General features: G+C 75.0%; 2 protein-coding genes. One reads left to right on the forward strand and one right to left on the reverse strand.

The features are described from left to right. Nucleotides 1-365, reverse strand: a 365-nt coding sequence (locus tag NH339_RS17455; RefSeq protein ID WP_253027271.1) for an EsaB/YukD family protein, incomplete at its 3' end; no start/stop codon positions are given. Between the two features lie 115 nt (nucleotides 366-480). On the opposite strand from NH339_RS17455, the gene eccCa reads away from it, so the two are divergent. Beyond that, nucleotides 481-4245 (forward strand): type VII secretion protein EccCa (gene eccCa, locus NH339_RS17460; protein WP_253027272.1); only part of this gene is annotated, 3765 nt, incomplete at its 3' end.

The following is a 4245-nucleotide window of genomic DNA, read 5'->3' on the forward strand; positions in this document are numbered from 1 at the left end:
GTCGTGGACCTCGCGGCTCGGGCGGTCGGTGCAGCGACGACGGGCTGGGCGGCGGTGTGGGGGACGGGCTGGGCGCGTCGGCCGCGCGACCCGCGACCCGTCGGGGCAGTGCTCACGGGAGCGGCGTCGGCGTCGACCGCGACCAGCAGGTCGCCGTGCTCGAGACGCGCGGCGTGCACCGACGTCGTCGGGTCGAGGACGCGTCCGGTGGCGGTGCTCAGCAGCACCGGACCGCTGCCCGTCTGGTCGCGGAAGCCTGCCGCCACGGCGCCGACGTCGGCCCACCGGGGCACGGCGAGGTCGACCCGACCCGCGTCTCCGACGACGCTCAGCCGGATCGTGGCCAGCGCGGTGCTCTCGCTCATGCGACCCCCTTCGGGGACAGTGTGACCGATCAACGGCCCGTCCGGGGGGTCGGGCGCGGCTACGATCGTGCGGCGGGGGCGCCGTGCCCCTCCCCGAGACCCACCAGGAGGTCGTGTGGCCACCACGCTGCAGCGCGGACGTCGAGTCGAGCCGCCCCGGGTGCCCGAGGGTGCCCTGGAGCTCGACCCGCCCCCGGAGCTGGCGCCGCACGAGGGCATCGGCGGCGCGCTCATGATGGCGCTGCCGATGCTGGCGAGCGTCGGCTCGATCGTCTTCGTGGCCTCCAGCGGCGGCGGTGCGCGCGGGTTCATCGCCGCCGGCATGTTCCTCCTCGCGACCCTCGGCTTCGTGGCCGTCAGCGTCGAGCGCCAGCTCAAGCAGCGCCGGACGCAGGTCGGCGGGTCGCGCCGCGAGTACCTGCAGTACCTCTCGACCGTGCGGGCCCGCGTGCGGGCAGCTGCCGACGCGCAGCGCGACGGCCTCACGTGGCTGCACCCCGCGCCGTCGGCCCTGGCCGCCGTGGCCGAGGAGGGCAGCCGTCTGTGGGAGCGTCCGGCCGACGACCCGCACGCCCTCCACGTCCGCTACGGCACCTCGACCCAGCCGCTCGCGCTGGAGCTCGTGCCGCCCACCACGACGTCGATCGACCAGGTCGACCCGGTGTGCGCGTCCGCGCTGCACCGGCTGCTGTCCGTGCACCGCGCGCAGCCCGACCTGCCCGCCGCCATCGACCTCTCGGCGTTCAGCCGCGTGGAGCTGCTCGGCTCCGTCGAGCACGTGCGCGCGCTCGCCCGGTCCCTCGTCTGCGAGGCCACGGCGTTCCACGCCCCGCAGGGCCTGGTCGTCGCGGTCCTGGCCGACGACGACGCCGCACGCGACTGGGACTGGGTCAAGTGGCTCCCGCACGCGCACAGCGAGCGCGAGAGCGACGCGGTCGGCCCCGCCCGGATGATCGCCTCCTCCCTCGACGACCTCGCCGCGATGCTGCCGCAGGAGGTCGTCGACCGGCCGCGCTTCGGCGCCGACCAGCCGGTCGAGGGTCCGCACGTCCTGCTCGTGGTCGACGGTCCGGCGCTGCCGCCGGGCAACCACCTCGTGCCCGAGGAGGGCGTCCACGGCATGACCGTGATCGAGCTCCCCGAGTCCTGGGGCGAGCTCGAGGACCCGACCCGGCTGAGGCTGGAGCTCGTGCAGGCCGACCGTGGCGCCGTCGGCGTCACGGCCTGGCGGCGCCACGACGAGCCCGTCAAGGGTCACGCCGACCAGCTCGACCGGGAGAGCGCCGAGGCCTTCGCGCGCCGCCTCGCGCCGCTGGCGAGCACCGAGGGTCCCGTCCGCGAGGACGCGACGTCGACCACGCCCGACCTCACCGACCTGCTCGGTCTCGGCGACGTCCGCACGCTCGACGTCGCCGACGGGTGGCGGTCCCGGCCGGCGCGCGACCAGCTCCGCGTGCCGATCGGGGTGGGACCCACGGGCGCTCCCGTGCACCTCGACCTGAAGGAGTCCGCCCAGCAGGGCATGGGTCCTCACGGGCTGGTCATCGGCGCGACGGGCTCGGGCAAGTCCGAGCTGCTGCGCACGCTCGTGCTCGGGCTCGCGCTCACGCACTCCAGCGAGCAGCTCAACATGGTCCTCGTCGACTTCAAGGGCGGTGCGACGTTCGCCGGACTCACCGACATGCCGCACGTCGCGGCGGTGATCACGAACCTCGAGGAGGAGCTCGACCTCGTCGACCGCATGCAGGACGCGATCTCCGGCGAGATGGTCCGCCGCCAGGAGCTGCTGCGCCGCGCGGGCAACTACGCCTCGCTGCGCGACTACGAGAAGGCGCGCGCCGCCGGCGAGCCGCTCGACCCGCTCCCGTCGCTGTTCATCGTCGTCGACGAGTTCAGCGAGATGCTCGCGGCGAAGCCGGAGTTCATCGACCTCTTCGTCGCCATCGGTCGCCTCGGCCGCTCGCTCGGCATCCACCTCCTGCTCGCCTCGCAGCGCCTCGAGGAGGGCCGCCTGCGCGGGCTCGAGAGCCACCTGTCCTACCGGATCGGCCTGCGCACGTTCTCCGCCGCGGAGTCGCGGACGGTGCTCGGCGTCCCCGACGCCTACGAGCTGCCGTCGGTGCCGGGCCTGGGGTACCTCAAGGCCGACGGCGAGATGGTCCGGTTCAAGGCCGCGTACGTCTCCGGGCCGCCGCCGCGGCGCGCCAGCATCGGCGAGGACGAGTCGCGCTCGCAGGCGCGGGCGATCCTCCCGTTCACCGCCTCCCACGTGCTCGCCCCGACCGAGCTGGCACCGGCCGACGACGGTCCTGCGCCCGCCCCGGTGCCCGCCTCGACGTCGTCGGCCTCGGTGCTCGACATCGCCGTCGACGCCATGCACGGTCGCGGGCCGCTCGCGCACCAGGTGTGGCTGCCGCCGCTCGACGTGCCCGACACCCTCGACGGGCTCCTCGGCGACCTCACGCCCACGGACGGCGGCGGCATGCTCTCGGCCACGTGGCGCGCCCACGGTGGTCTGCGCGTCCCGATCGGCACCGTCGACCGGCCACGCGAGCAGCGTCGCGACCAGCTCGTCATCGACCTCTCGGGCGCCGGCGGCCACGCCGCCGTCGTCGGCGGTCCGCGCAGCGGCAAGAGCACGCTGCTGCGCACGATCGTCGCCAGCATCGCGCTGTCGTCGTCGCCGCGCGACAGCCAGGTGTACGTGCTCGACTTCGGCGGTGGCACGTTCGCCGGCCTCACCGACCTGCCGCACGTCTCGGGCGTGGCCACGCGGGCCGAGCCCGACGTCGTGCGTCGCGTGCACGCGGAGGTCAGCGGCATCATCGACCGTCGCGAGGCGTACTTCCGGCGCCACGGCATCGACTCGGTGGAGACGTACCGGGCCCGTCGGCGCGAGGGCCAGGCCGACGACGGCTACGGCGACGTGTACCTCGTCGTCGACGGCTGGGGCACGTTGCGCTCGGACTTCGACATGCTCGAGATGGAGCTGCAGTCGCTCGCGCAGCGTGGTCTGACCTTCGGCGTGCACGTGCTCGCCTCGGCGGGTCGGTGGGGCGACTTCCGGGCCGCCATGCGCGACGTCTTCGGCACGCGGCTGGAGCTGCGCCTCGGTGACCCGACGGACTCCGAGGTCGACCGCAAGGTCGCGCAGCTGGTGCCCGCCGAGCGCCCCGGTCGCGGTCTCGTGACGACCAAGCACCACTTCCTCGCGGCGCTGCCGCGGCTCGACGGCCGGGGCGAGGCGCGCGACCTCGGCCCCGCCGTCGTCGACCTGGTCACCCGCGTCAGGGACTCCTGGGGCGAGGGCGGCCCGAAGCTGCGCCTGCTGCCGGACCGGATCTCGCTGGAGCGGGTGCGTGAGCTGGCCAGGCTCGGCGAGGGTGACCGGCGGGTGCTCGTCGGCGTCGACGAGCGCGACCTGGCGCCCGTCGGCCTCGACCTCGACGCCGAGCCGCACGCGCTGCTCTACGGCGACGGCCGCTCCGGCAAGAGCGCCTTCCTGCGCGCCTACGCCCGTGAGGTCATGCGCACGCGCGGGCCGCGCGAGGCGCAGCTCGTGGTCGTCGACTACCGACGTTCCCTGCTCGGCGAGGTGCCGGACGAGTGGCGGATGGAGTACGTGTCGAGCGCGGCGCAGCTCGAGCCCGTCGTCAACGGGCTGGCGCAGTTCCTGCAGGGCCGGATCCCCGGCCCCGACGTGACGGCCGAGCAGCTGCGCGAGCGGTCGTGGTGGAGCGGGCCCGAGGCGTTCGTCGTCGTCGACGACTACGACCTGGTGGCGCCGCAGTCGCAGTCGCCGCTCGCCCCGCTCGTGCCGCTGCTGGCGCAGGCACGCGACGTCGGCCTGCACGTCGTGGTCGCGCGGCGCGCCGGCGGT

It is taken from the genome of Aeromicrobium sp. CnD17-E, assembly GCF_024124745.1.
Taxonomy (GTDB): domain Bacteria; phylum Actinomycetota; class Actinomycetes; order Propionibacteriales; family Nocardioidaceae; genus Aeromicrobium.